Source organism: Paracidovorax cattleyae (genome assembly GCF_900104515.1).
GTDB classification, from domain to species: domain Bacteria; phylum Pseudomonadota; class Gammaproteobacteria; order Burkholderiales; family Burkholderiaceae_C; genus Paracidovorax; species Paracidovorax cattleyae.
The window spans coordinates 35,978-60,326 of sequence record NZ_FNJL01000005.1 but is presented as its reverse complement, the minus strand read 5'-3'; the positions used below and the strand labels follow the sequence as shown (position 1 = coordinate 60,326).

General features: G+C 69.6%; 19 protein-coding genes and 1 tRNA gene. 9 read left to right on the top strand and 11 right to left on the bottom strand.

The genetic code is table 11. From position 1 onward, the window contains the following. Positions 1 to 27: 27 nt before the first annotated feature. Positions 28 to 255, top strand: coding sequence for a hypothetical protein (locus tag BLR05_RS05360; protein ID WP_092832786.1), 228 nt, complete (start codon positions 28 to 30; stop codon positions 253 to 255). A 178-nt stretch (positions 256 to 433) separates the two neighbouring features. Here the strand turns inward: BLR05_RS05360 and BLR05_RS05355 are convergent, their stop codons facing one another. From BLR05_RS05355 to BLR05_RS05350, 3 genes are all read right to left on the bottom strand, one after another. Beyond that, positions 434 to 1,186, bottom strand: a complete 753-nt coding sequence (locus tag BLR05_RS05355) for a DUF1828 domain-containing protein (RefSeq protein WP_092832785.1) — start codon at positions 1,184 to 1,186, stop codon at positions 434 to 436. Continuing rightward, positions 1,183 to 1,647, bottom strand: coding sequence for a hypothetical protein (locus BLR05_RS25710; protein WP_143015863.1), 465 nt, complete (start codon positions 1,645 to 1,647; stop codon positions 1,183 to 1,185). Before BLR05_RS25710 ends, BLR05_RS05355 begins: the two co-directional genes overlap by 4 nt. Positions 1,648 to 2,086: 439 nt before the next feature. After that, a tRNA-Leu gene (locus BLR05_RS05350) sits at positions 2,087 to 2,171 on the bottom strand. A gap of 43 nt (positions 2,172 to 2,214) precedes the next feature. Here BLR05_RS05350 and cysM point away from each other — a divergent pair. The 3 genes from cysM to BLR05_RS05335 are packed head-to-tail and all read left to right on the top strand — an operon-like array spanning position 2,215 to position 4,047. Next, positions 2,215 to 3,135 (top strand): cysteine synthase CysM, encoded by a 921-nt coding sequence (gene cysM, locus BLR05_RS05345; RefSeq protein ID WP_092832784.1) that lies wholly within the window; start codon positions 2,215 to 2,217, stop codon positions 3,133 to 3,135. 23 nt (positions 3,136 to 3,158) lie between these two features. Continuing rightward, positions 3,159 to 3,785: an NUDIX hydrolase gene (locus BLR05_RS05340; RefSeq protein ID WP_092832783.1), complete on the top strand. Its 627-nt coding sequence runs from the start codon at positions 3,159 to 3,161 to the stop codon at positions 3,783 to 3,785. Between the two features lie 34 nt (positions 3,786 to 3,819). Then, positions 3,820 to 4,047 carry a sulfurtransferase TusA family protein gene (locus BLR05_RS05335; protein WP_011795115.1) on the top strand — a complete coding sequence of 76 codons (228 nt, stop codon included), beginning with the start codon at positions 3,820 to 3,822 and terminating at the stop codon, positions 4,045 to 4,047. Between the two features lie 116 nt (positions 4,048 to 4,163). Here BLR05_RS05335 and galU read toward each other — a convergent pair whose 3' ends face one another. Together galU and BLR05_RS05325 are read right to left on the bottom strand one after the other, a co-directional pair. After that, positions 4,164 to 5,051: a UTP--glucose-1-phosphate uridylyltransferase GalU gene (gene galU / locus BLR05_RS05330; RefSeq protein WP_092832782.1), complete on the bottom strand. Its 888-nt coding sequence runs from the start codon at positions 5,049 to 5,051 to the stop codon at positions 4,164 to 4,166. Between the two features lie 148 nt (positions 5,052 to 5,199). Beyond that, entirely contained in the window at positions 5,200 to 8,085 is a 2,886-nt protein-coding gene (locus tag BLR05_RS05325) for a valine--tRNA ligase (protein ID WP_092832781.1), read from the bottom strand. 265 nt (positions 8,086 to 8,350) lie between these two features. Between BLR05_RS05325 and BLR05_RS05320 the strand changes: the two genes are divergently transcribed. Both BLR05_RS05320 and BLR05_RS27825 read left to right on the top strand, forming a co-directional pair. Then, entirely contained in the window at positions 8,351 to 9,541 is a 1,191-nt protein-coding gene (locus BLR05_RS05320) for a M48 family metallopeptidase (protein WP_491896661.1), read from the top strand. A gap of 75 nt (positions 9,542 to 9,616) precedes the next feature. Next, positions 9,617 to 9,829: a hypothetical protein gene (locus BLR05_RS27825; protein ID WP_491896660.1), complete on the top strand. Its 213-nt coding sequence runs from the start codon at positions 9,617 to 9,619 to the stop codon at positions 9,827 to 9,829. 65 nt (positions 9,830 to 9,894) lie between these two features. Here BLR05_RS27825 and BLR05_RS05315 read toward each other — a convergent pair whose 3' ends face one another. Then, on the bottom strand, positions 9,895 to 10,524 hold the full coding sequence (locus BLR05_RS05315) for a VOC family protein (RefSeq protein WP_092832780.1): 630 nt from the start codon (positions 10,522 to 10,524) through the stop codon (positions 9,895 to 9,897). Positions 10,525 to 10,843: 319 nt separating this feature from the next. Here BLR05_RS05315 and BLR05_RS05310 point away from each other — a divergent pair, with 319 nt between their 5' ends. Then, on the top strand, positions 10,844 to 12,493 hold the full coding sequence (locus BLR05_RS05310) for an ABC-F family ATP-binding cassette domain-containing protein (RefSeq protein WP_225978929.1): 1,650 nt from the start codon (positions 10,844 to 10,846) through the stop codon (positions 12,491 to 12,493). A gap of 51 nt (positions 12,494 to 12,544) precedes the next feature. On the opposite strand, the gene BLR05_RS05305 is transcribed toward BLR05_RS05310, so the two are convergent. The 4 genes from BLR05_RS05305 to hemC are packed head-to-tail and all read right to left on the bottom strand — an operon-like array spanning position 12,545 to position 16,754. After that, on the bottom strand, positions 12,545 to 13,822 hold the full coding sequence (locus BLR05_RS05305) for a heme biosynthesis protein HemY (RefSeq protein ID WP_092832779.1): 1,278 nt from the start codon (positions 13,820 to 13,822) through the stop codon (positions 12,545 to 12,547). Positions 13,823 to 13,845: 23 nt separating this feature from the next. Then, complete coding sequence (locus tag BLR05_RS05300; RefSeq protein WP_092832778.1) at positions 13,846 to 14,928, bottom strand: uroporphyrinogen-III C-methyltransferase; 1,083 nt, start codon at positions 14,926 to 14,928, stop codon at positions 13,846 to 13,848. Next, on the bottom strand, positions 14,925 to 15,764 hold the full coding sequence (locus BLR05_RS05295; RefSeq protein WP_092832777.1) for a uroporphyrinogen-III synthase: 840 nt from the start codon (positions 15,762 to 15,764) through the stop codon (positions 14,925 to 14,927). Before BLR05_RS05295 ends, BLR05_RS05300 begins: the two co-directional genes overlap by 4 nt. A 33-nt stretch (positions 15,765 to 15,797) precedes the next feature. Next, complete coding sequence (gene hemC, locus BLR05_RS05290) at positions 15,798 to 16,754, bottom strand: hydroxymethylbilane synthase (RefSeq protein ID WP_092832776.1); 957 nt, start codon at positions 16,752 to 16,754, stop codon at positions 15,798 to 15,800. Between the two features lie 113 nt (positions 16,755 to 16,867). Here hemC and ppc point away from each other — a divergent pair, with 113 nt between their 5' ends. Both ppc and yccS read left to right on the top strand, forming a co-directional pair. Further along, positions 16,868 to 19,723 (top strand): phosphoenolpyruvate carboxylase, encoded by a 2,856-nt coding sequence (ppc, locus tag BLR05_RS05285; RefSeq protein WP_092832775.1) that lies wholly within the window; start codon positions 16,868 to 16,870, stop codon positions 19,721 to 19,723. Between the two features lie 109 nt (positions 19,724 to 19,832). Beyond that, positions 19,833 to 22,079, top strand: coding sequence for a YccS family putative transporter (gene yccS / locus BLR05_RS05280; RefSeq protein WP_092832774.1), 2,247 nt, complete (start codon positions 19,833 to 19,835; stop codon positions 22,077 to 22,079). A gap of 736 nt (positions 22,080 to 22,815) precedes the next feature. Here yccS and BLR05_RS05275 read toward each other — a convergent pair. Further along, on the bottom strand, positions 22,816 to 24,123 hold the full coding sequence (locus BLR05_RS05275) for an AI-2E family transporter (RefSeq protein ID WP_092832773.1): 1,308 nt from the start codon (positions 24,121 to 24,123) through the stop codon (positions 22,816 to 22,818). Positions 24,124 to 24,349 lie beyond the last annotated feature (226 nt).

The following is a 24,349-nucleotide window of genomic DNA, read 5'->3' as shown; positions in this document are numbered from 1 at the left end:
TCCGTCTCTCTGCCAAGGAACTCCGCCATGCTGTCTCGCACCACCCCGTCTCCCGCCACGCAGCAACAGGTGGATGCCGCAGAGAAGCGGGTGGGTGAGGTGCTGGAGGATCTGGAGACAGACACCCAGGCCGAGGTGAGCAAGATCACGCTGGAGGATGTGGTGGACACCAATCCCCGTACCGGCCGGCCGGAAGTGCAGAAGCAAGTGGATATCACGGTGGAGCCGAAGGCCGAGCGGAAGTGGTCGCGGTGAGCACTGCTTTGGCGCTGCTTTAATTTGGCGATCTTGTGGCGCTTGGATGGTGCGCGGGTGGCAAATTGCAGAGTATCGAAGTTTTCTTTCTTGGCGTTGATGGGCGCGTACGACGCTGGGCCGGTGGAAGCCTAAAGAAAGCCCGCGCGAGACGGGCTCTGTGGATGGGTAAGAATGCTTATTGAACTACAGAAGGCTCTGGAGGTGCAATCTTGCTATAGCCGATGACCCGGCTCGCAATGCCTCTAAAAACCTGTTGGGTACTTTTCGCCCCTTCCTGATCGAACCTGTCGTCTACCACGACGGCGAGGGATTCATGCGCGTTGCTTTCGCGGTTGGTTATATCCACCAGTTTGTATAGTGCCGGAGCTGCCGACTGCGGCGATGGCTTGACTGCGACGTATCCCGTCCCACCGATCTTAAAGTCCAGTTCATGCCGCTTTCCTGAGCTTCCGACATAGCTAGGCCGCTGCTCCAATTCCTGCTCAGGGTGGAGTTGCATGAGTGCATGCGCCACCATGGTAGCGAAAGCTGACCCATCAGCATCTACGCCTTGGTGCTCTTCTTCCCAGGTCGTGATTGCTACCAAACACGCTATGTACCGCGCAAACGCTTCTGCGGGCTGCGACGCTTTAGACAGTACCTCTAGCACTCCACCCTCGTTGAGGGTCGCACCGTGCTTGCTCGCAATGTTGCTCAAGAACCGCAACTTGTGCCCAGACTCGAATTTCATGCCGCGTCCCATGAAATGGAGCAACGTCAACCCATCGTCAAAGAACCGATGAACATCATTGCTGAACGTCTCAACGTACACAGGAAAAGGGTCACCATCAGCAAAAGAAAACGGGGTCACAATCTGCGCAAGCGAACCCTGCTCGTCAATGGGGTGGCAAGCAAATCCGGTTAATTTGAGTAGGTTGCTGCAGATCATGGCTTGAGCCTCAGGTATTCGGGGTCCTCAAGTGGAGGGCGGAACTGGATGTTGGTTCGATGGGAGAAAAATTTCAGGATATCAGGAAAGGACCGCCACTCTCTCCACTGTGGGACTGGATCGCGTCCATCTCCGAAGTGCTCATGGGCTTCGTCGTGCCAGTCGTCTGGACAGTAACTCTTGGCCGTAATCTGGAGTTGATAGACCCTGGCCGGTGGCTGCTTGCGATGCTGTTTGAACACCGTCATCTTGATGGTGATGAGACGTGTGGTCGGCTGGCGGAAGAAATGGATCGCCACCACGAGCCCTGCGTTCTCACCTCTCGAATTCAGTAGCCCCAGTTCAAAACTAAATGCTCCCTTGGGTCGTTCCAAGAGCACCCAGTCGTCCGGCGATGCGTCTTCGCAGTAGTGGGGCTCTGACAGGATTGCCTCAGCCTCCGCCCTTGTAAGGGTGTCCATGTCCCTCCCTTAAGTACTTGTATGGATCTGTTTTTGTAGTGAGGCCTCGCCGTTGGGTGATGCCGCACGGCTCTGTCGACGGGTAGCCTTGAGTTAAGTACCTACCTTTAGAGGATAGTTCTAACCCGTACTCTGCTCTACATCGTTGAGCGAAATCGGCCACGACACTGTAGCGCTAGGTCCGCTTTACTGCCAGCGGGCCCAACTCTTACCCGTGTCGGATCGAGCAAGAGCTTGTAGAGAAGCGATGGCACCGGCAACCCGCACCGCCCGAACCGATCCGCGGCGGGTTGGCGTCAGAGAGCACGGTGCACGCTGCTGGGCTCTTAGCCAAGCAGGGTTTCAAGAAGTGGTAGGGGAAACCGTACCCAGTCGGGCGCTGTACGGAACGCGCGAAATTGAATGCGGAAAACGCGCTAGAACCATGGCGCTGCAGCCATGGTGCCCGGGGCCGGAATCGAACCGGCACGCCTTGCGGCGGGGGATTTTGAGTCCCCTGCGTCTACCAATTTCACCACCCGGGCGACGCGAAGAAGGAAGCCCGGGATTATGGCACAGTAGGGGGCTATGGCTACCACCCCTTCCCCCTCCTATCCCACCATCGAAGACGCGATCGGCCGCACGCCGCTGGTCGCCCTGCAGCGCATCGGCGCGCGGGAGAACGCCGAGCGCGGCACGGTCGTGCTGGGCAAGCTGGAGGGCAACAACCCGGCGGGTTCCGTGAAGGATCGCCCTGCGTTGTCCATGATCCGGCGCGCGGAGGAGCGTGGGGAGATCAAGCCGGGTGACACGCTCATCGAGGCCACGTCGGGCAATACCGGCATCGCGTTGGCGATGGCGGCGGCGATCAAGGGCTACCGGATGGTGCTGGTGATGCCCGAAGACCTGTCGGTGGAGCGTGCCCAGACGATGAAGGCGTTCGGCGCGGAGCTGATCCTCACGCCCAAGAGCGGCGGCATGGAATATGCGCGCGACCTGGCCGAGACCATGGTGCGGCAGGGCAAGGGCGTGGTGCTCGACCAGTTCGCCAACCCGGACAATCCGCGCATCCATTACGAAACCACCGGGCCCGAGCTGTGGGAGCAGACGGGCGGGCGCATCACGCACTTCGTGAGCGCCATGGGCACGACCGGCACGATCACGGGCGTGTCGCGCTTCCTGAAGGAAAAGAACCCCGCCATCCAGATCATCGGTGCGCAGCCCAAGGAAGGGTCGCGCATTCCGGGCATCCGCAAGTGGCCGCAGGAATACCTGCCCAAGATCTACGATCCGCGCGCGGTGGACGAGACGATCAATGTCGGCCAGGACGATGCCGAGGACATGTGCCGCCGCCTCGCGCGCGAGGAGGGCATCTTCGCGGGCATCTCCGCGGCGGGCGCCTGCTGGGCCGCGCAGGAGATCGCGCGGCGCGAGCGGGATGCGACCATCGTCTTCGTCGTGTGCGACCGGGGCGACCGCTACCTGTCCACCGGGGTGTTTCCCGCCTGAGCGGCCCGGCCGGCAACTGCACCATGCACTCCGAACCGCGTTTCTGCACCCAGTGCGCCACGCCGCTGGCCTGGGTCACGGCCCTGGAGGACGGCGGGGAGCGGCAGCGCCTGCGCTGCCCGGCCTGCGGCTGGACGCACTGGAACAATCCCACGCCGGTGCTGGCTGCGGTCGTCGAGCTGGACGGGCGCGTGCTGCTGGCGCGCAATGCCGCGTGGGAGCACAAGGCGTTTGCGCTCATCACCGGCTTCATGGAGGCCGGCGAGACGCCGCAGGAAGGCATCGTGCGCGAGGTGAAGGAAGAGACGAACCTCGACGTGAGCGAGCTCTCGCTGATCGGGGTGTATGACTTCCAGCGCATGAACCAGGTCATCGTGGCCTACCATGCGGTGGCGCACGGCACGGTGCGGCTCTCGCCCGAACTGGTGGACTACCGGCTGATCGCGCCGGAGAACCTGCGGTGCTGGCCCGCCGGCACGGGCCAGGCGCTGGCCGACTGGCTGCGCGGACTCGGCATCGAACCCACCTTCATGGAATGGCCGGGCCAGCGCAGCGAGGCGCCCGTGACTGCGCCTGCACCTATCCTCTCGGTGACAGCAGATGCTGCCTCAGACCCGGCGGCAGGCGTAGCGCGGCCCGGGCCGCTCTAGAATTCTTTCTCTCTTCGCCAGGAAGCCGACGACGATGCACATCCACAAGGAAATCGACACCCGCGGGCTCAACTGCCCGCTGCCCATCCTGAAAGCCAAGAAGGCGCTCGCTTCCATGGCCAGCGGCGAGGTGCTCAAGGTGGTGTCCACCGACAACGGCTCGCTGCGCGACTTCCAGGCGTTCGCCAAGCAGACCGGCAACGAACTGCTGGACCAGAGCACGGCGGGCGAGGAATACACTCACGTGCTGCGGCGGCGCTGAGTCGGGCTGCCCGGGATGCGGCCACGCCCCGCGGACGGGGCGGCGAGACCAGCAAAAAGGCGCTCCCCGGGAGCGCCTTTTTTCCGATGGCAGCGGGTGCCGGCCCAGTCCGAGCCTCAGATTTCCACGGTCTTGAGGTATTCGCGGAAGGCGGCGCCCACCTGGGGATGCTGCAGGGCCAGTTCGACGGTGGCTTCCAGGAAGCCTTCCTTGCTGCCGCAGTCGTAGCGCTTGCCTTCGTAGCGGAAGGCATAGACGGCTTCGCGAGACATGAGGCGCGCGATGGCGTCGGTGAGCTGGATCTCGCCGCCCACGCCCTGGGGCTGGTTGCGGATCTCGTCGAACACGCCCGGCGTGAGGATGTAGCGGCCGGCCACGCCCATGCGCGAGGGCGCGTCTTCAGGGGCCGGCTTCTCGACGATGCGCTCGATGCGGATCAGCGGGCCGCCGGCGGGCTCGCCGGCCACGATGCCGTAGCGGCGCACCTGGTCCTGCGGCACTTCCTGCACGGCCAGCAGCGAGCGGCCCTGCTTGCGGAAGGCGGCCGCCATCTGGGCCATGACGGGCTGGCCGCCGGGAGGTCCCACCATGAGGTCGTCGGCGAGCAGCACGGCGAAGGGCTCACGGCCCACGAGCGGCTCGGCGCAGAGCACGGCATGGCCCAGCCCGAGCGAGCGGGGCTGGCGCACGAAGGCGCAGTCCATGTCGTTGGGCGCGACCGAGCGCACGAGCTGCAGCAGGTCGTTCTTGCCGGCGGTTTCCAGTTCGTTCTCGAGTTCGTAGGCGGTGTCGAAGTGATCCTCGATGGCGCGCTTGCTGCGGCCGGTGACGAAGATCATGTGGCGGATGCCGGCCGAATAGGCTTCCTCGACGGCGTACTGGATCAGCGGCTTGTCCACCACCGGCAGCATCTCCTTGGGGGATGCCTTCGTGGCGGGCAGGAATCGGGTTCCCAGCCCGGCCACGGGGAAGACGGCTTTGCGGATCGCGGAGTTGTCGCTCATTGAAGATTCCTCGGTTCGAAGTTGGATCATTGTCGAAGGAGGGTGGGGACGCCACCGCAGGCCTTCAACCGAAACTGCACCTGGTTACACCCATGGGTACCCATGGCGCCCCGCCAGCGCGGAGCACCACGACGTGCGGTTTCCCGGCTCATCCGAGCCGCGCGAGCTGGTCGCGCAGGCGCTCGAGCGTGGCGCCGAAGTCCGCGACGCGCTTTTGCTCCTGCTCGATGACGGCCGGCGGTGCCTTGGCGACGAAGGCTTCGTTCGCGAGCTTGCCGCGCGCCTTGGCGATCTCGCCCTCGATGCGGCCGATCTCCTTGGAAAGACGTGCCTTCTCGGCGGCCACGTCGATTTCCATGTGCAGGCACAGGCGGGCCTCGCCGACCACGGCCACGGGCGCGGCCTGTGCGGCGACGGCCCAGGTGGCTTCGTCGTCGAACACCTTGACTTCGCTGAGCTTGGCCAGGGCCTGCAGTGCCGGGGCAGCCGCGCGCATGAAATCGGCGTCGCCGACGGCGTAGAGCGGCAGCCGCGTGGCCGGGGACACGTTCATTTCGCCGCGCAGCGTGCGGCAGGCATCGACCAGGGCCTTGAGGCGGCCGACATGGGCGATGGCGGCCTCGTCGATGCGCTCGGGCTGCGCCTGCGGATAGGGTGCGACGCTGACCGACGCGCCCTCGCGTCCGGCCACCGGCGCGACCTTCTGCCAGAGTTCCTCGGTGATGAACGGGATCAGCGGGTGCGCGAGGCGCAGGATGGTTTCCAGCGTGCGGATCAGCGTGCGGCGGGTAGCGCGCTGCTGTGCTTCGCTGCCGGTCTGGATCTGCACCTTGGCGATCTCGAGGTACCAGTCGCAGAACTCGTTCCAGACGAATTCGTAGATGGCCTGGGCGACGTGGTCGAGACGGTAGTCCTCGAAGCCCCTGGCGACTTCCGCCTCCACCTTCTGCAGGACGGAGACGATCCAGCGGTCGGGCTGGCTGAACTGCAGGTAGCCGCCGTCGCAGTCGGCCTGGGTGTGGTCCGAGAGGCCGCAGTCATGGCCTTCACAGTTCATCAGCACGAAGCGGCTGGCGTTCCAGAGCTTGTTGCAGAAATTGCGGTAGCCCTCGCAGCGCTTGCTGTCGAAGTTGATGCTGCGGCCCAGGCTGGCGAGCGCGGCGAAGGTGAAGCGCAGCGCGTCGGCGCCGTAGGCGGGGATGCCTTCGGGGAACTCCTTCTGCGTGTTCTTGCGCACCTGGGGAGCGGTCTCGGGGCGGCGCAGGCCGGTGGTGCGCTTTTCCAGCAGGGGCTCGAGCGCGATGCCGTCGATCAGGTCCACCGGATCGAGCACGTTGCCCTCGGACTTGGACATCTTCTTGCCCTGGGCATCGCGCACGAGGCCGTGCATGTACACGTGCCTGAACGGCACGCGGCCCGTGAAGTGCGTGCTCATCATGATCATCCGGGCGACCCAGAAGAAGATGATGTCGTAGCCCGTGACCAGCACGGAGGAGGGCAGGTAGAGGTCGTAGTCTTTCGTGGCGGAAGTGTCGTCCAGCGCTTCGGGCCAGCCCAGCGACGAGAAGGGCACGAGCGCGGAGGAGTACCAGGTGTCCAGCACGTCGGCGTCGCGCGTGAGCCTGGCGCCCGCGCCGGCCTGGGCCTGGGCGTCGGCCTCGCTGCGGGCCACGTAGACCTTGCCGGCCTCGTCGTACCAGGCGGGGATCTGGTGGCCCCACCAGAGCTGGCGGCTGATGCACCAGTCCTGGATGTTGTTCATCCACTGGTTGTAGGTGTTGACCCAGTTCTCGGGCACGAACTGCACCTGGCCGGAGGCCACGGCATCGATGGCCTTCTGCGCGATCGACTTGCCCGTCGGGTCGCCCTTGCCCACCTCGCCCATGGCGACGAACCACTGGTCGGTCAGCATGGGCTCCACGACCTGGCCGGTGCGGGTGCAGATGGGGACCATGAGCTTGTGCTTCCTGGTCTCGACCAGGGCACCTGCCGCTTCCAGGTCGGCCACGATGGCCTTGCGGGCCACGAAGCGGTCCATGCCGCGGTATTTCTCGGGGGCGTTCTCGTTGATGGTGGCCTGCAGGGTCAGCACCACGATCATGGCCAGGCCGTGGCGCTGGCCTACCTGGTAGTCGTTGGGGTCGTGCGCGGGCGTGACCTTGACGACGCCGGTGCCGAATTCCTTGTCGACGTAGGCGTCGGCGATGATGGGGATCTCGCGGCCCACCAGGGGCAGGGTGACGGTCTTGCCGACCAGGGCCGTGTAGCGCTCGTCCTCGGGGTGGACCATCAGCGCCACGTCGCCCAGCATGGTCTCGGGCCGCGTGGTGGCCACCGTGAGGCTGCCGGAACCATCCGTGAGCGGGTAGGCGATGTGCCAGAGCGAACCGTCCTTTTCCTCGCTTTCCACTTCCAGGTCGGACACGGCGGACTGCAGCACCGGGTCCCAATTCACGAGCCGCTTGCCGCGGTAGATCAGGCCCTGCTCATAAAGGCGCACGAAGGTGTCGGTGACGACCTTCGAGAGCTTGTCGTCCATGGTGAAGTATTCGCGGCTCCAGTCCACGCTGTCGCCCAGGCGGCGCATCTGCGTGGTGATGGTGTTGCCGCTCTTTTCCTTCCATTCCCAGACCTTGCGGGTGAAGGCCTCGCGGCCCAGGTCGTGGCGGCTCACGCCCTGTTCCTGCAGCTGGCGCTCCACCACGATCTGCGTGGCGATGCCGGCGTGGTCGGTGCCCGGCACCCACAGCGTGTTGTGGCCCCGCATGCGGTGGTAGCGCGCCAGGCTGTCCATGACGGTCTGGTTGAACGCATGGCCCATGTGCAGCGTGCCGGTCACGTTGGGCGGCGGCAGTTGGATGGCGAAGTTCTCGCCGCGGGCCGCGGCGCCGGCGTCCGGCGCGCCGGTGCCGCGGTAGCCCGCCGCGCCGTAGCCCCGGCGCTCCCACTCGGGGCCCCAGCGGGCTTCCAGGGCGGAGGGTTCGAAGGACTTGGACAGGCTTTCAAGGCCGGGCTGGTGCAGGGGCGAGCTCATGGGCGTGGAAACGAGGGAGGTGCGGCGCCTCCGGAAAGAGGCGCTGTCGCGTGGGGAATGGGCTGAACGGGGGATTCTACGGGCCGGCTCCGGAGCGTGCGGCGGGCGGTGTCTCGTTTTGTTACGTGCTGGCGGTGGACCGCGCCGCACCGGCTGCGAATAATTCGCGGCTCCGCCACCGGCGGCGGCCCGGAGGGGGCCGCCCGACCTGGCCGGCCGTCTTTCAGCCGCGACGCTCGCGGCTGGCGGCGCCCTGCTGTTCGCCGTGCTCGGGCTGGGGGCGCTGGCGTTCGTGAACCGGCCGCTGCAGCATGCGAGCTTCGTGGCGGTATGGCGGCTCACCACGTGGGCGATCGCGATGTCGCTGGTCGTGCAGGGCGCCATGCTGACGTGGCTGGCGTTCTGGGTGCCGGCGGTCTTCTTCCACAGGTACTCGCCCAAGCTCATCCTCGTGGTGGCGCTGGGCATGGCCGTGGCCGTTTACCTGGCCGTGGCGGCGATCTTCCGCAGGCTGCCGCGGGACAATGCGGTGACGGGCGAGACCATCGCCGAAGCCGATGCGCCGCAGCTCCGGCAGCGGGTGCGTGCCCTGGCCGCGCGCCTGGGCACGGAGCCTCCTCGCCACATCGTGGGCGGCATCGATGCCAATTTCTTCGTGACCGAGGCGCCGCTGACGGTGCAGGGGCGCGAACTCACGGGCCGCTCGCTGTTCATCAGCCTTCCGCTGCTGCGGGTGCTGGACCAGCACGAGGCCGATGCGGTGCTGGCGCACGAGCTGGCCCACCTGGGCGGCGGCGATACGCGCAGCAGCGCCCGGCTGGGCCCCAAGCTGGTGCAGTTCGACCACTACCTGCATGCGGTGCGCGAGGGTGGCCTGTCGGCGCTGGCGTCGCCGCTGCTCATCCTCTACCGAACCATCTTCGAGATTGCCCTCGCGCGGGACAGCCGCGAGCGCGAATTCCGGGCCGACCGCACGGCCGCGGAGGCGGTGTCGCCCGAGGGCATCGCCCGGTCGCTCGTGAAGATTGCCGCCTACGCGCAGTACCGGCACCGCATCGAGGAGGACCTGTTCGGCCGGGACCAGCGCCACGGCCAGGCGCTCGGCATCGCGGGCTTCATCGCGCAGGGGCTGGGGCCCTATGCGGAGTCGCCCGGTTTTGCCGAGGCCATGCGCTCGGCCCTCGTGCTGCATCCCTTCGATTCGCATCCGCCCATTCCCGAGCGCATCGGGCGCGTGGGAGTATTGCTGGACGAGGCCGATTACGGCGCCATCGTGCAGCGTGCGCCGGCATCCACCTGGGCACAGGAGATCCTCACGGTGGAGGCGATCGAGGCGCGGCTGTGGCCGGAGTACGAGGCGGCTTTCGCGGAAAACCACGAACGCAGCCTGGCCTACCGCTACGAGCCCGCGAACGATGCGGAGCGGGCGATCGTGCTGCAGTACTTTCCACCGTAGTCTCTCGGGGTCAGGGGCGGCAATACGGGGGAGGTCAGCATCGACGGCATCCGTGCCACGCGGGGCGACCAGCATGTGCCCTGGGACGCCGTGAAGGCGCTGCGGTTCAGCGAGAGCGCGTTCACGAACGCGCTGGTGGTCACGCACCCTGAAAAGCACTTGCTGCGGCACCGCACGACCAGGATCGCGCTGGCGGGCATGCGGTCCGAGAAGGACCGGTTCAAGGCCGTGGTGGGTGCCTACTGGCAGCGCCACCAGGTGATGCGCATGCACCAGGCCGAAGGCTGAGTTCCGGCTGCGTCCCGTCTACGGTACCGCACCGGCCGTGCGGCAGGCCGGCCTGGGTGCCTGTTTCAGGTGGAGGTGCCCGGCACGTACTCCGGCCGGTCGTTGGACTGGGGCTTGAGCGGGGCTGCCGACCTGCCTTCGGCGCGCTCACGGCGCCATTGTTCCTTGCGGGCCGCCCATTCGGCAAGGCGCTGATGGGCCACCTTGCTGTCCTTGGCCATGTGCTCTTCGTCGGCCAGCTGGGCAGCCAGTTCGAGCCGGATGCCGTTCGGGTCGAAGAAATAGATGCTCTTGAAGATGTGGTGATCGGTCACGCCGAGCACCTCGACGCCGTGCGCCTGCAGGCGGGCCTTCGTGTTCTCCAGTTCCTCGACTGTATCGACGCGGAAGGCGATGTGGTTGACCCAGGCAGGTGTGTTGGGGGAGGGCTCGGGCTTTACGTCGTCGCCCAGGTCGAAGAAGGCAATGAAGGAGCCGTCCCGCAGCCGGAAGAAGAAGTGGGTGTAGGGGCAGTACTCACCGGTGCTGGGCACGTAGTCGCTCTGGATGATGTGGTAGAGCGGCAGGCCGAGGATGTCTTCGTAGAAATGCCGCGTTTCCTCGGCGTCGCGTGCCCGGTAGGCGTAGTGGTGCAGCTGCTGCACCGCGGCAGGCGCGGGCAGGGTGGCCAGATCGGGGCGGGGCAGTGCGCTCATGGCTGTCTCCTTGGAATGGATATCTGAATTGTACTATCCGTAATCAGTTTCATATAAAGCAACTTGCTGAAGTCCCTGGTGCCGACGTATAGTCCTCGCTCGAGGCTGTCGAGGCCGCCTGCCTTCCTTTTCGCTTTTCTGTCGAGGTATCCGCCGATGCGCCTGTGAGCCCCTTCCCATCCGTTCCACCCCTTGCTCGTTGCGGGGTGGCCGATCACGATGGTTTGGAGTGCCCGGCATGGCGACCTTCAACGCGGGCAGACGCCCGCTTTCTTCCCGCAGCGCAGCGCGCGCTGCCTCTTCCTTTTCCGACCCGACCTTGTCCTCCCGTGGCGTGGAGGGGGCGGCCGCATGGCTGCAGTTGCGCCAGGTGCAGTGGTGCACTCCAGGTGGCGAACCGCTGTGGGCCGAGCCGCCGACGCTGAGCCTGCCGCCCGGCGTCACCGGCCTGGTGGGGGACAACGGCGTGGGCAAGAGCGTGCTGCTGTCGATCGCGGCCGGCGCTGTGCAGCCGTCTTCCGGCAATGTGCTGTGCACGGGGACATTGCGGGCCGTGGGCCAGCATCCGCCGGGCGCGACCCTGGCCGCGCTGGCAGGCCTCGACCGCGAGCTGGAGGCATTGTGGCGGCTGGAGTGCGGCCAGGGCACCGCCGAGGACCTGCTTCTGGCGGACGGCCGCTGGGACTGGCCGGCCCGCTGGCGACAGGCGCTGGAGGATGCCGGGCTCGGCCACCTGCAGGGCGATGCCGATGCCAACCACCTCAGCGGCGGAGAACGTGTGCGCGTGGCGCTGGCCGGGGCCTTTTTTTCGCAGGCCGAGGTGCTGCTGCTGGACGAGCCCACCAACCACCTGGATGGCGAAGCACGGCGCTGGCTGCAGCAGGCGCTGGATGTCGGGCGTGGCGGGCCGCGCGCCGTGCTGGTGGCAAGCCATGACCGGGTGCTGCTGGAGGGCGCGGACCGCATCGCGGAACTGTCATCGCGCGGCCTGCGGTTGCACGGTGGCGGCTGGAGCGCGTATGCCGCGCAGAAGGCGGCAGAGACCCAGGCCGCGCACGAAGCGCTGCGGCAGGCGCGTGCACAGCGCGATGGCGCGCTGCGGGACCTGCGCCGCCAGCAGGAGGCCCAGGCGCGGCGCAATGCGCTCGGGGACGCGGCACGCCGGGTGGCGAACCAGTCGCCCCTGGTGCTGGACCGCATGAAGGACCAGGCCGAAGCGCATGCGGGGCGGGAGGACGTGCGCCGGCAGCAGGCGCGTGAACAACTGCAGGACACCGTGCGCGAGGCATTCGCCCGGGTGGGCGCGGAGGCCACCGTGGCGCTGCCGCTGCCTGCCAGCGCTGTCCCGGCGGGCAAGCCGGTGCTGCGGCTGGAGGGGGCGGTGCCGCCGTTCGGGCCACAGGCGCCGCTCGACGGGGTCTGGAGCGGGCCGGTGCGCATCGCCGTGACCGGGCCCAACGGTTGCGGCAAGAGCACCTTGCTGCGCATGCTGGCCGGGCACGTGCCGCCGGCGGCGGGCCGCGTTGACTGTCTGGTGCGTGCGGTCTGGCTGGACCAGGATGCCGGGGCCCTGCTGCCGCCGGAGCACAGTGTGATGGAAGCGCTCGCGCTGGCGGAATCGCCGCTGCCCACGGCGGAACTGCGCACGCGCCTGGCGCAGCTCGGCCTGGGGGCGGACCGCGTGCTGCGCCCGTCCGGCAGCCTCAGCGGCGGCGAGCGCGTGCGGGCGGCGCTGGCCTGTGCCCTGTGGGGTGGAGCGCCGGCGCAGCTGCTGCTGTTGGATGAGCCCTCCAATCACCTGGATGCCCGCGCGGTGCAGGCGCTGCAGGAAGCGCTGTCATCGTTCACCGGGGCGATGGTGGTGGTGTCGCACGACCGGCATTTCCTGCAGGCGCTGGCGCCGCAGGTGGCCTGGACCTGGGAGGACGGGTGCTGGCATCTCGACGGTGCGCCGGAGGCCGCGCGCTGACGGGTGCAAGAGAGCCCCGCCCGCCATCCGCGGCGGCTGCCAGACCGCGGCTCAGGAGGCGAGTGCGGCGTGCTTCCAGGCCGTGGCCGCGGCTTCCGTGTCGCCGCGCTGTTCAGCGAGGTCGGCGAGGTGGCGCCAGGCGCGGCAGCGCAGCGGGCCTTCGTCGAGCTGCTGCGTGGCTTGGGTGAACAGCTGCTGGGCCTTGCCCCAGAGCTGGCGGCGCAGGCAGGCCATGCCGGACAGGTACTGCAGGCGCGCGTCGCGCGGGTTGGCCTGCTGGGCGGATTCGATGCGTGCCAGCCAGGCCGCGTCGAGCGCGTCGAGGTTGCTTTCCAGCACGCGCACGAGCTTGAATGCGTGGGCGTCGGGTAGCGGGTTGGCGATGTCCACCATGCGTTCCCAGGCGGGCAGCAGCCAGGTGCGCACCTGGCCGTGGTCGCCGCCGAGGGCGGTGAGGCGCTGCGCGGCATGGATGGCCAGTTCGGGCATGGCACGCTCCGCCGGCTCGAACGCCATCCAGGTCTGCTGCAGCTGGGCGGGGTCGTGTGCGCCGTTGAGCAGTTCGATGGCGAGGCCGCGCACGATGCTCTGCGCCGCGGCGGGCGAGAAGGCACGGTGCTTGCCGAGCAGGCGGGCGGTTTCCAGCGCCTCCTGGGTCTGGTGCGAAAGGCGTGTGGCCTTGAGGCGCGCCCGCAGTGCCAGCGTGCGCCGTGCCGCGCCTTGTGGCAGGGCGGCGAGGTGCTCGAGCGCGGTGGTCGCGTCGCGTTCGTCGAGCGACCAGCGGGCGGCGCGCAGCTGCGCGCCTTCGCGCAGTTCCAGCTCGCTCACGGGGGCGCGAGCCGGGATGTTGTCCAGGGCATTGCGCAGGTGGGCCTCGCGGGTGGCGCGGTCCTGCAGGGCGTGGGAGCTTTCGGCGGCGACGAGGTGGGCCAGCGTGCGCAGCTGGCGACCGTGTGGCACGGCTTCTCCGGCGGCTTCCAGGGCGTTTTCCTGGGCGAGGGCGGCCATGGCGGCCTTGCGCGAGCGCAGGAAGCGCCCGGCCAGCAACTGCGAGAGCGCGTCGAGCAGGGCCGCATGCATGGAGCGCTCCTTCTGCTGCACGCGCCAGCGCCGCGCCTGGCCCGGCAGCTCGAGCAGCGCGGACAGCGCGCGCAGTGCGGCATAGAGGATCGCGAAGCCGCCGAAGAACAGCAGCAGCACGAAGTTGAGCGACAGGTCTACGCGGTAGGGTGGCCAGAACAGGGTCACGGTGCCCTGGTTGTTGCCCGCGAACAGGGCGGCGGCCACGGCCGTGCCGAAAAGTACCAGGAACCAGAGTGCTGCGCGCATGGGTGGGTGGTCTCCTGCGCGGGTCAGCGGCCGGCGGCGGCGGTGGCCAGCGCGGCGAAGGTTTCGTCCAGCGTGGGCAGGGCCGCGCCCTTGAGGTGGACCTGTGCCTGCTGCAGCACCGCGGCCGCCGTCTGCGTGCGGCGCGACGCGGGATCGAAGTACCGGCCCAGGGCGTTGTTCGCGGCGGAGAGGTCGGCGCGCGCCGATTCGTACTGGCGCGCGAGCAGCGCGAGGCGGGCGTTCATCAGCTGGAGCTTGAGGTTCTCGCGCAGGAAGAAGGCCTGGTCGGGCGCGATGAGGATGGCCTCCGGGCGGTCGATGCGGGTCACGCGCAGCAACTGGCGGGCCTCGTCGCGCACGACTTCCCAGGCGCGCTGCAGCGTGGCCTGCCACCAGGGCAGGGTGCCGTCCGCGCCGGCTGCCGCCGGGCCCTCGGACGGGCGGGCGGCGGCATTCATGCGGCGCGTGGCCGCGGCCTGCGCGACGGCGTTCTGCAGGGGCAGCTCGTCCACCTGGCGCATGAGGTCGTCCAGGCGGGCCAGCAGGCCGGCCGTGTCGGTGACCTGCGCCGAGCCCACGCGGTCGAGGTCGCGGCCGATGGCGCGCGCCACCGGGGCCAGGCGCGGCTGGGCGGCCCGCTCGATGCGCTGGCTGGCGCTCTTGAGAGCGGCCATGACGGGTTCCAGGCTGCCGGTGAGCTGGGCCTGCTGCTGCGCGAGGCGCAGCGCGGATTCGATGTCCACCACGAGGTTCTCGTCGCGCGAGCGCGAGAGGCTCTGCATGAGTTCCTCGAGCTGGCTGCGCTGCAGGGCGACTTCGCTCACGCGGGTTTCGTTCACGGCGATGCGCGCCGAGACGTCGCGCGCCATGTCCAGCGCCTGGTTGGCGAGGGTGCGGGCCTCGATGGACTGCGCGCCCGCATCGGCCGACTGGCGTGCGAGCTGTTCCTGGATGCTGCCGAGGCGCTGCCACAGCATGACGCTGGTTGCGAGGCCGGCGACGGCCACGACGCCGAGCAGCGCCAGCACGGCGCGCTGCACGCCGGAGGCCTGGGGCGCCGGGGTTGCGGGAGGCGCGGAAGGTGCTTGGTGGGGCTCGGAACTCATGGGTGGGATTCTATCGATGCCACCACGTCGTTCAGGGCCGGGCGGCACTGGCGCACGGCCCCGAAGCCGGCGTCCTGCGCGGCCTGCGCGATGCGGGGGTGGGTGGCAAGCGCGCGCGCACCGGACCAGTCCTGCCCCGGCAGCGCTGCACTCAGGTGCGCCACCGCCTCGGAGCTGCTGAAGAGCCAGAGCGATCCGTCCGTGGCCGCGGCGCGGGCGAGGGCCAGTTGCTCCGTGCCGAGGTCGGGGGCGCCGCGTTCGTAGGCTGCGACGAATTCGGCCTGCCCGCCGGCGGCGGCGATCTGCTGCGCGAGCCATTCGCGGCCCGTGCCCGCGACGGTGTCCGTGCCGTCGCCGTCGGCCTGCGCGCCACGCACGATGAGGATGCGGTCGCCGTGCCGCACCTGTGGCCCCACCTGCGTCCAGAGGGATTCGGAGTCGAACTGCGTGGCGTCGGGCGCGGGCCGGTCGATGGCCTCGGCGGGCACGCCGGCCTGCCGCAGCGCCTGGGCGGTGCCGGGGCCGGGCGCCCAGATCCGCGGAAGCGCGGCCGGATCGCCCGCGAACAGCGTGGCGCCGGTTCCTGGCGGATCCAGGAAATAGTGGGCCGCGTTGCTGCTCACGAACATGACCGCCCGCCAGCGGTGCCAGGCTTCGCGGGCCGCCTGCAGCGCTGCGCGGGCTTCGGGATGGGCGCATCCGTGGATGGCGATGAGGGGCAGGGCCACGGCGTCGATGCCGCGCGCATGCAGGTGCACGACCCACTGCGTGGCGTCGCGCTCCGGGCGGGTGACGATGGCGCGGCGCGGGGCCGGAGGCGGGGGGGAGCGGTGCACGGGGTGATGCGGGCTCGGTGGGGGGCGCTGCGGTCAGGCCGGGATCTGCGCGCCGTCCGCGCGCAGCTGCGCCGCGACGGCGGAGCCGAGCGCCTCGGCTTCGGGCAGGGAGGCGACCGGCGCGGACACCTGCACGCGCACCAGGGGACGGATGCCTTCGGGATCGCCCCAGGCACCGTCCAGGCGCAGCGTGCTGGCGTCCGTCCACCGGCCGTGGGCCGCGAGCGGCACGGAGCAGCTGCCGCCCAGTGCGCGGCTCACGGCGCGCTCGGCGGCCACGCAGAGCCAGGTGGCCTGGTGGGCGAGTGGTGCCACGGCCTGCAGCAGGTCATGGCGTTCGGAGCGTATCTCCAGGCCCAGCGCGCCCTGGCCGGCGGCCGGCAGCATCTCGTCGGGCTCGAACAGGGCGCGGATGCGGCCTTCCAGGCCCAGCCGCTTGAGGCCCGCGGCCGCGAGCACGATGGCGTCGTACTGGCCTTCGTCGAGCTTGCGCAGGCGGGTATCCAGGTTGCCGCGCAGCGGCTGGATGACGAGGTCGGGGCGCAGCGCCTGCAGCAGCACCTGCCGGCGCAGGCTGGAGGTGCCGACCACGGCGCCCCGGGGCAGGTCGGCGAGGCAGGCGTGGCGCGGCGAGACGAAGGCGTCGCGCGGATCCTCGCGCTCCATCACGCAGGCCAGCTCGAAGCCCTCGGGCAGTTCCATGGGCACGTCCTTGAGCGAATGCACGGCCACGTGGGCGCGGCCTTCCTCCAGGGCGACTTCCAGTTCCTTCACGAAGAGGCCCTTGCCGCCCACCTTGGACAGGGTGCGGTCGAGGATCTGGTCGCCCTTGGTGGTCATGCCGAGCAGCGCCACGTGGTGCCCGCGGGCGCGCAGCAGGGCCTGCACGTGCTCGGCCTGCCAGAGCGCGAGGCGGCTTTCGCGCGTGGCGATGACGATGGGGGGAAGGCCGGAGGAGGCGGGGGTCGTGGGGGGGGAAGAGGGATGCATCGCAGTGTTCCAGGCCGGGCGGGCGGAAGGCTCGGCGGGCCTGGCGGGGATGCTAGCATGCTGCGCCGCAGCACCCGTCCTTCCGCCGGGGCGCCTCCAGGAGACTTTTCCGCATGAATGCGACGCCTTCCCGCAAGACCGATTCCGTGTCCGAGCCGCAGGCCGCCCCGTCGCCCGGACGCCGCGCCGACAAGGACCAGCCGCTGATCCAGGACATCCGCCTGCTCGGGCGCATCCTGGGCGATGTGATCCGCGAGCAGGAGGGCGTGGCTGCCTACGACCTGGTGGAGCAGGTGCGCAAGCTGTCGGTGGCGTTCCGCCGCGATGCGGACCAGGAGGCGGACAAGGCGCTCAAGAAGCTGCTCAAGGGCCTGTCGGGCAACCAGACGGTGAGCGTGATCCGCGCCTTCACGTATTTCAGCCATCTGGCGAACCTGGCCGAGGACCGGCACCACATCCGGCGCCGCACCGTGCACGAGCGGGCCGGCAGCACGCAGGAGGGCAGCATCGAAGTGGCGCTGGCCCGGCTGCGCTGGGCGGGCATCGCGCCGCGCGCGGTGGCGCAGACGCTGGCGCGCAGCTACGTTTCGCCGGTGCTGACCGCGCACCCGACGGAGGTGCAGCGCAAGAGCATCCTGGATGCGGAGCGCGACATCGCCGAACTGCTGGCCGAGCGCGACGAGATCCAGGCGCGGGGGCTGTTCTACAAGTCCACGCGCGACGCGCTCACGCCGCGCGAACTGGCGGCCAACGAGGCGCGGCTGCGCGCCCGAGTCGCGCAGCTGTGGCAGACCCGCCTGCTGCGCTACACGAAGCTCACGGTGGCCGACGAGATCGAGAACGCACTTTCCTATTACGAATCGACCTTCCTGCGCGAGATCCCGCGCCTGTACGAGGACCTGGAGCGGGCGCTGGGCAGCCAGCCGGTGGCGAGCTTCCTGCGCATGGGCCAGTGGATCGGCGGGGACCGCGATGGCAACCCCAACGTGAGCGCCGAAACGCTGGAGCTGGCGCTGCGTCGCCAGGCCGAGGTGGCCCTGCGCCACTACCTGACCGAGGTGCATTACCTGGGCGGCGAACTGTCGCTGTCGGCCCGGCTGGTGCAGGTCTCTCCCGAGATGCAGCAGCTCGCCGAGCGCTCACCCGACACCAGCGAGCACCGCCAGGACGAGCCCTACCGCCGCGCGCTCACCGGCATCTATGCGCGGCTCGCGGCCACGCTGCGCGAACTGACGGGCGGCGAGGCGGCGCGCCATGCCGTGGCGCCCCAGAACCCTTATGGCGACGCCTCGGAGTTTCTCGCGGACCTGCGCGTCATCGAGGCCTCGCTGCGGTCGCACCGCGGGGCGCCGCTGGCGGCGCAGCGGCTGCATCCGCTGGTGCGGGCCGTGGAGGTGTTCGGCTTCCACCTGGCCACGGTGGACCTGCGGCAGAGCTCCGACCAGCACGAGCGCGTGGTGGCGGAACTGCTGGCCACGGCCCGGATCGAGGCCGATTACGCGGCCCTGCCGGAGGACGCGCGCCAGGCGCTGCTGGTGCGCCTGCTGTGCGACGCCCGTCCGCTGCGCGTGGTAGGGGCGGAATATTCGGAGCACTCACGCGGCGAGATCGCCATCTTCGAGACCGCGCGGCACATGCGCGAGCGCTACGGCGCCCAGGCCATCCGGCACTACATCATCAGCCACACCGAGACGGTGAGCGACCTGCTCGAGGTGCTGCTGCTGCAGAAGGAAGTGGGCCTGATGCATGGCACGCTGGACGGGCCCGATGCACGCGCCGACCTGATCGTGGTGCCGCTCTTCGAGACCATCGGCGACCTGCGCAATGCCCGGCCCATCATGAGCGCGCTCTACGAGGTGCCGGGCTTCGCGGCCATGGTGCAGCGCGGCGGGGCCGAGCAGGACATCATGCTGGGCTACTCCGACAGCAACAAGGACGGCGGCATCTTCACCAGCAACTGGGAGCTCTACCGCGCCGAGATCGCGCTGGTGGAACTGTTCGATGTGCTGGAGTCGCGCCACCGCATCCGCCTGCGGCTCTTCCACGGGCGCGGCGGCACGGTGGGGCGCGGCGGGGGGCCGAGCTACCAGGCCATCCTGGCGCAGCCGCCAGGCACGGTGCGCGGGCAGATCCGCCTGACGGAGCAGGGCGAGGTGATCGCTTCCAAATACGCCAACCCGGAGATCGGCCGGCGCAACCTGGAGACCCTGGTGGCGGCCACGCTGGAGGCCACGCTGCTGCAGCCCACCAAGCCTGCCACCAAGGCCTTCCACGATGCCGCGGCCGAACTCTCGCAGGCGAGCATGGCGGCCTACCGCGCCCTGGTGTACGACACCCCGGGCTTCGCCGACTATTTCTTCAATTCCACGCCGATCCGGGAGATCGCCGAGCTCAACATCGGCTCGCGCCCGGCCTCGCGCAAGCCGAGCCAGAAGATCGAGGACCTGCGCGCCATTCCCTGGGGGTTCAGTTGGGGGCAGTGCCGGCTCACCCTGCCGGGCTGGTACGGTTTCGGCGCGGCCGTGGAGGCCTTCGTGAAGGCGCCAGGCGAGGATCCGAAGGCGCGCATGGCGCTGCTGCAGAAGATGTACCGGCAGTGGCCGTTCTTTCGCACGCTGCTGTCCAACATGGACATGGTGCTGGCCAAGAGCGACCTGGCCCTGGCGTCGCGCTACAGCGAACTGGTGGCGGATGCGCGCCTGCGCCGCAAGGTGTTCGGCGCGATAGAGGCCGAATGGCAGCGCACGGTGGACGCGCTGGCGCGCATCACGGGCGACCGGCAGCGGCTGGCGCACAACACGGCGCTGGCGCGCTCGATCCGGCACCGCTTTCCCTACATCGATCCGCTGCACCACCTGCAGGTGGAACTGGTGCGGCGCTGGCGCGCGGGCGAAGGCAGCGAGCGCGTGCAGACCGGTATCCACATCTGCATCAACGGCATCGCCGCGGGGCTGCGCAATACCGGCTGAGGACGCGGGCCTGCTTCTTGCTCGCGATGGTGCCGGCGCGCGATGGCGCCGTGCATGGACACTGGCGGCGAAGGCAGCGTGAATGGAACCGAGAACAACGACAACCACGATGGCCGCGGCGCCCGGGCCGGCGGCGGAGCGCGGCCGTGCCGGCTGGCTGCGCCGGCTGTGGGCGCAGGATGCCTTCGTCTACAGCCTGCGCGTTTTCATCGCATTGAGCGGCGCGATGGCGCTGTGCTGGTGGCGCGACCAGGTGGCGCTGGTGACGCCGATCTTCCTGGGCATCATCGCCAGCGCGATCGCCGAAACCGACGACAGCTGGCGCGGGCGCCTGCGCGCGGCGCTGGTCATGCTCGCGTGCTTCGCGCTCGCGGCGTTCTCGGTGCAGTTGCTGCTTCCCCATCCGGCGTGGTTCGTGGCGGGGCTGGCATGTTCGACGTTCGGCTTCACCATGCTGGGTGCCATCGGCGAGCGTTACCGGGCCATCGCCTCGGCGACCGTGATCCTGGCGCTCTATGCGGCCATCAGCGCTTCGCCCGGCTCGGTGGCCGGGCATGTGCCGGCCGGCGGCCCGTGGCAGGTGCCGCTGCTGCTGCTGTCCGGCGCCGCGTGGTATGCGCTGCTGTCGTTGCTGTGGTGCGCGGCGTTCCCGCACCAGCGGGTGCGGCAGAACCTGGCGGGGCTCTACGACCAGCTGGGGGCCTACCTGCGGCTCAAGGCCAGCCTGTTCGAGCCGGTGCGCGGCGTGGACGTGGAGCGGCGGCGCCTGGCGCTGGCGCAGACGAACGGCCGCCTGGTGGCGGCCCTCAACGCCACGAAGGAGAGCATCTTCAGCCGCTGGGGCGCCGGCGCGCGTGCCCTGCCCACGGGGCGGATGCTGCGGCACCTGAATCTCTATTTCATCGCGCAGGACATCCACGAGCGCGCCAGCTCCTCGCACCACCACTACAACGAGTGGGCGGACGTGCTGTTCCATAGCGACGTGCTCTACCGCTGCCAGCGCGTCCTGCAGTTGCAGGGCGTGGAATGCGCGCGCATCGCCCATGCGCTGCAGATGCACCAGCCTTTCGAGCGGGACGGGGCCGTGGCGCGGGCCATGGCCGATCTCCGCGACGCCATCGCCTACCTGGAAGCCCAGGACCGGGCCGAATGGCAGCGCCCCCTGCGCAGCCTGCGCGCGCTGGCGCGCAACCTCGCCACGCTGGATGCGCAGTTCGACGCCGCGACCCATCCCGACGGCGGGGAGCGGGCGGGGGACAGCAGCCTGCTGGACCGCTCCCCGCGCTCGCTGGCCGATGCGTGGGGCCGCGTGCGGGCACAGCTGCACCGCGGCTCGCCGCTCTTCCGGCACGCAGCGCGGCTGTCTTTGGCCCTGGCGGCGGGCCATGGCGTGATGCAGCTGATCGATCCCGTGCACGGCTACTGGATTCCGCTGGCCACGCTGTTCGTGTGCCAGCCCACCTATGGCGCGACGCTGTCGCGCGTGGCGCAGCGCATCGCCGGCACGGCCGTCGGCCTGGTCGTGGGCTGGGCGCTGCTGCGCCTGTTCCCCAGCCTGCCGCTGCAGGCGCTCTTCGCCGTGGCGGCGGGGGTGCTGTTCTTCGTGACCCGCACCAGCCACTACCTCACGGCCACGGCCGCCATCACGCTGCTGGTGCTCATGTGCTTCAACCAGGCCACCGGCGCGGCGCACGGGCTGATCCTGCCGCGCCTGATGGACACCATGATCGGCAGCGCCATCGCCGCGGTGGCGATGCTGTGGGTGCTGCCGGACTGGCAAGGGCGCCGCCTGGCGGCCGTGGCGGCCCAGGCCCTGGCCGCGCATGCCCACTACCTGCGCGAGATCCTCTCGCAGTACGCCGCCGGCAAGGCCGACGACCTGGACTACCGGCTCGCGCGGCGCAACGCGCACAACGCGGATGCGGCGTTTTCCACCACCCTCTCGCACCTGCTGCAGGAGCCGCGCCACGTGCGCTCGCATTCGCTGGCCGGCATGCGCATGCTGGTGGCCTCGCACACCCTGCTGAGCTATCTCTCCGCACTGGGCGCGCACCGGGCGGGGCCTGCAGGGCCTGCCGCGGACCTGGCCCAGGAGGCCGGGGCGCATGCGGCCGGGCGGCTGGAGGCGCTGGCGGCTGCACTGCGCCGGCAGGAAGGCGCGGCGCTGGAGGATGCCGGACGCGCGCGGGCGCTGGCGGAGTCGCTGGAGCAGGCGGCGGATGCCATGGCGCTGCGGGGGGATGGGGGCGTGGCGGACGTCTCTGCGGAAACGCTGCGGATCCTGCAGACGCAGCTGGCGCTGGTGTGCCGGCAGATCGGGGTGATCGAGGGGGCTGCGCGGGCGTTGTTGGGGTGATTTTTGGCCGGGGGCCGGGGGGTGCGCCCGGCGGTGCACCTGCTTTTTTTTGCTTCGCCAAAAGAAAGCAGGCAAAGAAAAGGCGAGCCCTGGTGTCTGCGTCCCCCTTCGCCCCGTTGGGGGCGAAGGGGGCAGCCTGCGGTGCTCGGAGGCAAGGCGCGGCTGCGAACTCGCTGCGCGCTGGCGCGCTGCGCTCGGACAACCGCAGCCAGTCAGATCACGAAGCAGGCGTGTCCTGCGGCACGCCTGCGCGCCTTGCCTCCTGCGCTCCTCGGCGCAGCCACGAGGGCGGGGTGCCGCATACGGGCCATTGCTTCGCTCGGCCCGGGGTGCGCGAGTGCGTTGCACCGCGCACCGTTTTTCCTGGGGCGGAGCGCTGGGGCTTTGGCCGAGCGCAGCGACGGCCTTGGGGCCGAGCAACGCGAAGGCCCGGGTCACCCCTTCTGGATGCGCCTGGGGCGCGCAGGGGGTGGGGTGGCGGGCGTGCCGAAGGACACGCCCGCTTCGTGAACTGACTTGCCGTGGTTGTCCGAGCGTAGCGCGCAAGCGCGCAGCGAGTTCCACGGCACACCCCACCCCCGAGCACCCCAGGTTGCCCCGTTCGCCCATCGGGCGAACGGGGTCGCAGACAGCAGGGTCGCCCTTTCTTTGGTTACTTTCTTTCGGCGAAGCGAAAGAAAGTAACTCGCCCGCCGGGGCGAGACCCGGCCCCCGCCCCAAAACAAAAACCAAAACCTCAATCCCCCAACAACTCCCCGATAGGCCTCAGATCCTCCACCCGATCACACACAGCCTTCACCACCATCATCACTGGTATCCCCAGCAACACCCCCCACAAGCCCCACAGCCACCCCCAGGCCAGCACGCTGACGAACACCGCGACGGGGCTCATGCGGCTGGTGCGGCTGGTGAGCCAGGGGGTGAGCAGGTTGCCCACGATGGTGTGGATGAGCAGGGAGGCGCCGCCGACCGCCAGGGCCATGTCCACGGTGCCGAACTGCAGGAAGGCGACGAGGGCGGAGGCACCCGTGACGACGATGGAGCCGACATACGGAGCGAGGTTGAGCACGCCGGCCACCACTCCCCAGACGGCCGCGTTTTCCAGCCCGAGCAGGGCATAGGCCACGCCGGTGCCGATGCCCACCAGGACGCTGGTGGCCACCTGCACGAGCAGGTAGCGCTGGATCTGCCCGGTGATGTCGTCGAGCACTTCCATGGTGATCTTGCGGCGCTCGAGGCTCTGGCCCGCGATGCGCACCAGCTTGCGGCGAAAGAGGTTGCCCGAGGCGAGCGAGAAGAAGGTGAGGAAGACCACCACGGTGAGCTGGCCCGCGGCCGATGCCAGGCCCATGGTGCCGGTCCATACGTAGTCCCGGATGTTGAAGGGCGCACGTTCGATCACCACGCGCTGCACGCCCCGCCGCGTCTGGGGCGGGATGCTCTCGGTGGCGGCCTGCTCGATCTGGCTGGCGGCCTTCTGCATGGTGTCGAGCGGGCTCGGGCCGCGCATGTTCAAGCGCATGGCATCGCGCACCTTGCGGGCGGCCACGGGCAGCGAATCCACCAGTTCGGCCGCGCCGTCCGACAGCGACCAGGCCGTGCCGCCGAGGCCGCCCACGATGCCCAGCAGCAGCACGCCGGCGCCAAGCCAGCGCGGGACATACCAGCGCCGCAGCGCGGTCACGATGGGTTGCAGCGCGATGGTGAGCAGCACGCTCAGCATCAGCGGAATGAAGACGGCGCTGGCCCAGTGGAGCAGGGCCACGGCGGCGAAGAGGGCCAGCAGGGCCAGCGAGAGGTTGCGCACGTCCACCGGCATGTGCAGCACCAGGGGCGGGGCGGAGACGCCGGACGGCGGCGGGGGCGGCTCCGCGGGGCCCGGGGCGGGAGCGGGCGGATCGCCGGAGGGAGGCGACGCGGGCGGGGGATCTCCCGCGGGTGGTGGTTCGGCGGGAGGGTCGCCTGCCGGAGGCGGCGGCGCCGCCGAGGCACGCGTGGCAGTGGTATCGGGCGGGGAGTCCGGAGCGGGGGCGGAAAGCTGCATGCGCGGATTGTGGCGCGGCCGGAGCCCGTCCGGGCGTAGGCGGGCACCCGGCCATGGCATCGGCAGGACGCCGTCGGCGAACCCAGAAACGCCGCTCGTCCGGCGCCGCAGCCGGCGTTGTGGCGGCAGGCGCAGGACTGGGCAGGGAAAGCGCCTTTGTTCGGGCCATTTGCCCGGCGCGGGGCCGTTAGCATCCAGCCCATGCATTCCGAGGAAAGGTGCGCGC

Bases quoted from the DNA above. Each gene is read 5' to 3' on its own strand.
- hemC (WP_092832776.1), bottom strand. From the start codon at position 16,754: ATGCATCCCTCTTCCCCCCCCACGACCCCCGCCTCCTCCGGCCTTCCC.
- BLR05_RS05355 (WP_092832785.1), bottom strand. From the start codon at position 1,186: ATGATCTGCAGCAACCTACTCAAATTAACCGGATTTGCTTGCCACCCC.
- cysM (WP_092832784.1), top strand. From the start codon at position 2,215: ATGGCTACCACCCCTTCCCCCTCCTATCCCACCATCGAAGACGCGATC.
- BLR05_RS05300 (WP_092832778.1), bottom strand. From the start codon at position 14,928: ATGAGTTCCGAGCCCCACCAAGCACCTTCCGCGCCTCCCGCAACCCCG.
- BLR05_RS05340 (WP_092832783.1), top strand. From the start codon at position 3,159: ATGCACTCCGAACCGCGTTTCTGCACCCAGTGCGCCACGCCGCTGGCC.
- ppc (WP_092832775.1), top strand. From the start codon at position 16,868: ATGAATGCGACGCCTTCCCGCAAGACCGATTCCGTGTCCGAGCCGCAG.
- BLR05_RS05335 (WP_011795115.1), top strand. From the start codon at position 3,820: ATGCACATCCACAAGGAAATCGACACCCGCGGGCTCAACTGCCCGCTG.
- BLR05_RS05325 (WP_092832781.1), bottom strand. From the start codon at position 8,085: ATGAGCTCGCCCCTGCACCAGCCCGGCCTTGAAAGCCTGTCCAAGTCC.
- yccS (WP_092832774.1), top strand. From the start codon at position 19,833: ATGGCCGCGGCGCCCGGGCCGGCGGCGGAGCGCGGCCGTGCCGGCTGG.
- BLR05_RS05305 (WP_092832779.1), bottom strand. From the start codon at position 13,822: ATGCGCGCAGCACTCTGGTTCCTGGTACTTTTCGGCACGGCCGTGGCC.
- BLR05_RS05360 (WP_092832786.1), top strand. From the start codon at position 28: ATGCTGTCTCGCACCACCCCGTCTCCCGCCACGCAGCAACAGGTGGAT.
- BLR05_RS05275 (WP_092832773.1), bottom strand. From the start codon at position 24,123: ATGCAGCTTTCCGCCCCCGCTCCGGACTCCCCGCCCGATACCACTGCC.
- galU (WP_092832782.1), bottom strand. From the start codon at position 5,051: ATGAGCGACAACTCCGCGATCCGCAAAGCCGTCTTCCCCGTGGCCGGG.
- BLR05_RS25710 (WP_143015863.1), bottom strand. From the start codon at position 1,647: ATGGACACCCTTACAAGGGCGGAGGCTGAGGCAATCCTGTCAGAGCCC.
- BLR05_RS05315 (WP_092832780.1), bottom strand. From the start codon at position 10,524: ATGAGCGCACTGCCCCGCCCCGATCTGGCCACCCTGCCCGCGCCTGCC.